This is a genomic window from uncultured Campylobacter sp. (genome assembly GCF_938040115.1).
In the GTDB taxonomy this organism is placed as follows: domain Bacteria; phylum Campylobacterota; class Campylobacteria; order Campylobacterales; family Campylobacteraceae; genus Campylobacter_A.
Window position 1 is genome coordinate 1 of record NZ_CALHXD010000078.1, and the last position, 4,092, is coordinate 4,092.

The following is a 4,092-nucleotide window of genomic DNA, read 5'->3' on the forward strand; positions in this document are numbered from 1 at the left end:
AAATATTTTTTAAATTTACTATGATCTGTATGCCAATCAAATTTTTCTTGCAACTTACAATGACAGTCATATACTTCCACTAAAAATGTTTCGAGCTCTATATAAATGCGATAGTAAGGTATTGGCTCACCTTTTTGCTTTAGACGCGTCGGTATAATATCATAAAGTTCTTGATAAGCTTTTTTTGTTCCACCGCCCTCACTTTCGTTTAGTTTGCATTCAATAATTGTATTTCTTACTATGCCATCGCTCTGATTTCTATCCATATTTTCAGGCTGTATATCATATCCACACTGTTTTAGATAAACATAAAAAACCCTTTGTCCAGCCACCTCTTGCTTGAGCATGGCTGCAACAATAGCCTCTTTGCTTAACCTAAGATAGTTTTCTTTCATGATATTATTTAAAATTTCTTGATTTTTAATTGCGCTCATTTTAATTCCTTTTTTATTAAATTTATAGCTAAAACAGCCCTTTGATAAGCCCTTTTATAACGTCCTTTTTCGCATCGCCCGTGGTGCCGTTTTCGTCGTCCTTGCCGAATTTTTTATCCAAAAATCTATCCAGCTCTTTGACCGCCTTGCCTTTTAGGTAGTCTGAGCCGATCGTGTATTTCGGGTTGTCGCTAGTGCCCGTAACCGTGATGTCGATGTCGGTTTTTTCGTAGTTCATCTTTATCGGTACGTTTACGGCCTTGGTCGCCATATCGTATTTGCCGCTAGTTACCCAGACGCGGCTTCTAGTCGCGTTCATATCGGCGTTAAAGTCGATGAGGTTTTTGTTTATCGTGCCTTTTATTTTGCTGTTTTTATAGATTTCGCTCGTGATGTCGCGCCCCGTGAATGTTCTTACTTGCTCGGTAAAATCGGTCTTTGCGAGCTTACCTTCGTCTACGATGACGTCAAATTTGCCTTTTTGTGAGACGAGATTATAGTCCATCGTCATATCGCCAGTGCCGTCATAGACGTGCGAGAGGCCCAAAAAGTCGGTGAGGCCTTTGGCGGTAAAGCTTTTTAAATTTGCGTTCAGGATATCGTCTTTTAAGACTGCCTTAAGATCGCCGTTAAATAGCCGCGAATTTACGTTCGCGCTTAGCTTTTCGCCCGTTTTAGTCGCGTCGCCGATAACTAGCAAAGGCCCGTAAAGCGGCCTTCCGACCAAAAACTCGATCTCTTTTAACTCCCTTATGCTAAGCTCAAAATCCGCCTTCGCCGAGCCGCTTTCAAGCTCGTAGTCGCCTTTTAGATTTTTTAGCGCGATTAGGTTCTTGTTTGCGTTTGAGACGAGATTTGCTACCGCGTCAAATTTAGCCTTGCCGCCGTTTATAGCGACGTCCGCGTTTGCGTCAAATTTCGTGCCGTTTGGGAAGCGCTTATCTAGCTCCTTTGCTACGACGGCGCTATTTACTATGCCGTTTTTGACGTTAAATTTAGCCGTACCGCTGAGATTTTTCGGATCGAGCCCGCTTAGGTTTACCGTTCCGTCGATCACGGCGTCGGCGTAGTTTGGCAGCGCAGCCAGCGTAAATGCGTCTTTAAGCGAAAGCGCGCTTAAATTTGCCGCGAGTTTTTCGTTTTTGAGGTTTGCGTCTATCTTGCCGCCTAGAGCGTTTGCGTTTAGATCTAGCTCGCTAAGCGCGCCCTTTGCGAGTTTTGCCGCGCCTTTGACGTCCACTTTGCCCGATAGTTTTTTGCCGATTAGCTCTTCAAATTTACCCAGATCATCGATGCCCGCATCAAATTTGACGTCCGCATTTTTGTCGTCCAGTCCGTAAATGCCGCTTAGGCTCTTTAGCTTTAAAAGCTCGGAGTTTAGCGAGGCGTTAAATTTGGCTTTCGAGCTTGCCACGTCGGCGTTTGCGTTTAGTTCAAAAGTTAGAGGTTTGCTTAAATTTATCTCCTTTGCGACCTGTTTTAGCTCTGCCGGATTTAGCCGCGCGTTTTTGGTGGCGAGCTTAACCGAGCCAGAGATATTTTGCGTGTTGTGCACATCGTTTAGCACTGCTTCGCCGCTGATCGTTCCACCGACAAACGCTGGGAAAGCGGCGATTTTAACGAGTTCGTCAAGCTTTAGCGAGCTGATTTTGGCGATTAGCTTGCCGCCGTTTAGCACCGCATCGACGTTACCGCCAAAGCCTTCAATCTTGACGTCGAAGTTTTTTAGCTCGCCAGCCGTAGCGATGACGTTGCCGTTTGCTTTAAACGCGCCGCTAAGCTTTTGCCCCACGACGGGCTCAAATTTGGCCAGATCGTCCACGATGAGCTTGACGTCGCTGCTTAGGGTATTTGAGTTTGGATCGTAGATCGTCTTGTCGCTACCGATCGTCGCTAGCGGCGTGATCACGGCGCTTTTGGCATTTACGATACCATCTTTTACGTCGGCTACGATTTTGCCGTTTGCGGCGAAATTTGACGGCAGAGTGACGTTAAAATCCTTTGCGATTAGCGCGTTATCGGTTTTTACGTCCAAGATATCGATGTTTGCGGTGCCGTTTGGTTTGCCGCCGCTTTCTACGATGTTTGCGACGGCTGAGATTTTACCGCGCGCGTAGATAGGCTGACCTGCTAGTGCTAGAGCTTTTTCGACCTGTAAATTTTTAGCGTCGAGCTTTAAAGAAAGCGGCTTGTAGTCTTTTAAATTTGCGTCGAAGCTAACGTTTGAGCCTAGCATTTGGCCTACTCCGCTAGCGGTGAAATCGCTAAATTTGCCTTTTGCGATGCCTGAGATTTTCATAGCTTCGTTTAGTTTGACGCCCAGGCTTTTTAGATCGCTAACTGCGACGTCGTATTTTAGATCGAGGCTTTGAGAGAAAATAGAAAGCCCGCCGTTTACGTTCGCCGCGATCTCGCCGTTTACGTTAGCTACGATATCTACGCTCGTCGGACGGATCTGAAATTTGTCAAATTTGACATCAAATCCGCTTTTTTCTTTAATGATATTTTCAGCGTAGGGTTTAACCAAGCCGTTGCCAAAATCCGTAAAGGCCGCGACGTAAGCCGCGATAAGCAAAGCAAAAACCAGTCCGAGCAGGGCGCCTAAAATTTTCATCGTCTATCCTTTTAGATTTAGTTTAATTTTATTATGAAACTTGAGCCGATTATACTAAGACTTGTTAAGAATTTTAGCTAATTCATTGACAAATTCTAAAAATTTGACTATAATTTCATCACTCAAAACAAAAGAGTGCTAAAAAAGTAAAATCAAACCATAAAGGATGAATCATGAATTTTCAACCGTTAGGCAAACGAGTCTTAGTCGAGCGTCTCGAGGACGTCAAAACGACCGCTTCGGGCATCATTATACCCGATAATGCAAAAGAAAAACCTTTAAGCGGCAAGGTTTTGGCGGTATCAAGCGAGGTAGAAGGCGTGAGCGTGGGCGATAGCGTAGTTTTCGCAAAATACGGCGGCACCGAGGTCGTGCTTGACGGCAAGACGTATTTGGTTCTAAAAATCGAAGACGTTTTGGGCGTTTTAAAATAATCTAAATTTAAAGGAATAAAGATGGCAAAAGAGATATTTTTTTCAGACGAGGCTAGAAACAAACTATACGAGGGCGTTAGAAAACTAAATGACGCGGTAAAAGTAACGATGGGGCCTCGCGGCAGAAACGTGCTAGTGCAAAAGAGCTTCGGCGCTCCTGCGATCACTAAAGACGGCGTGAGCGTAGCTAAAGAAGTAGAGCTAAAAGACGCTCTAGAAAACATGGGCGCAGGCCTAGTAAAAGAGGTCGCTAGCAAGACAAACGACGAGGCTGGCGACGGTACGACTACGGCTACGGTTTTGGCGCACTCTATCTTTAAAGAGGGCTTAAGAAACATCACCGCAGGCGCAAATCCGGTCGAAGTAAAACGCGGTATGGATAAAGAGGCCGCAGCTATAATCGCCGAGCTAAAAAACCTATCGCGCAAGGTAACTGATAAAAAAGAGATCGCGCAAGTAGCGACCATCTCGGCAAACTCAGACTCTGCTATCGGCGGACTGATCGCTGATGCGATGGAAAAAGTCGGCAAAGACGGCGTCATCACCGTCGAGGAAGCAAAATCTATCCATGACGAGCTAAACGTGGTCGAGGGTATGCAGTTTGACCGCG

The 4,092-nt window shown here is 45.4% G+C and carries 3 protein-coding genes and 1 pseudogene; 2 read left to right on the top strand and 2 right to left on the bottom strand.

All coding sequences use genetic code 11. The features are described from left to right. Positions 1 to 434: pseudogene (locus Q0314_RS02980) on the bottom strand (hypothetical protein); the annotation flags it as partial. Positions 435 to 462: 28 nt separating this feature from the next. After that, positions 463 to 3,048 carry a hypothetical protein gene (locus tag Q0314_RS02985; protein ID WP_298056354.1) on the bottom strand — a complete coding sequence of 862 codons (2,586 nt, stop codon included), beginning with the start codon at positions 3,046 to 3,048 and terminating at the stop codon, positions 463 to 465. Between the two features lie 173 nt (positions 3,049 to 3,221). On the opposite strand from Q0314_RS02985, the gene groES reads away from it, so the two are divergent. Both groES and Q0314_RS02995 read left to right on the top strand, forming a co-directional pair. Then, positions 3,222 to 3,482, top strand: coding sequence for a co-chaperone GroES (groES, locus tag Q0314_RS02990; protein ID WP_002946739.1), 261 nt, complete (start codon positions 3,222 to 3,224; stop codon positions 3,480 to 3,482). 21 nt (positions 3,483 to 3,503) lie between these two features. Beyond that, the coding region (locus Q0314_RS02995; RefSeq protein ID WP_298056357.1) for a TCP-1/cpn60 chaperonin family protein at positions 3,504 to 4,092 on the top strand (589 nt) is incomplete at its 3' end.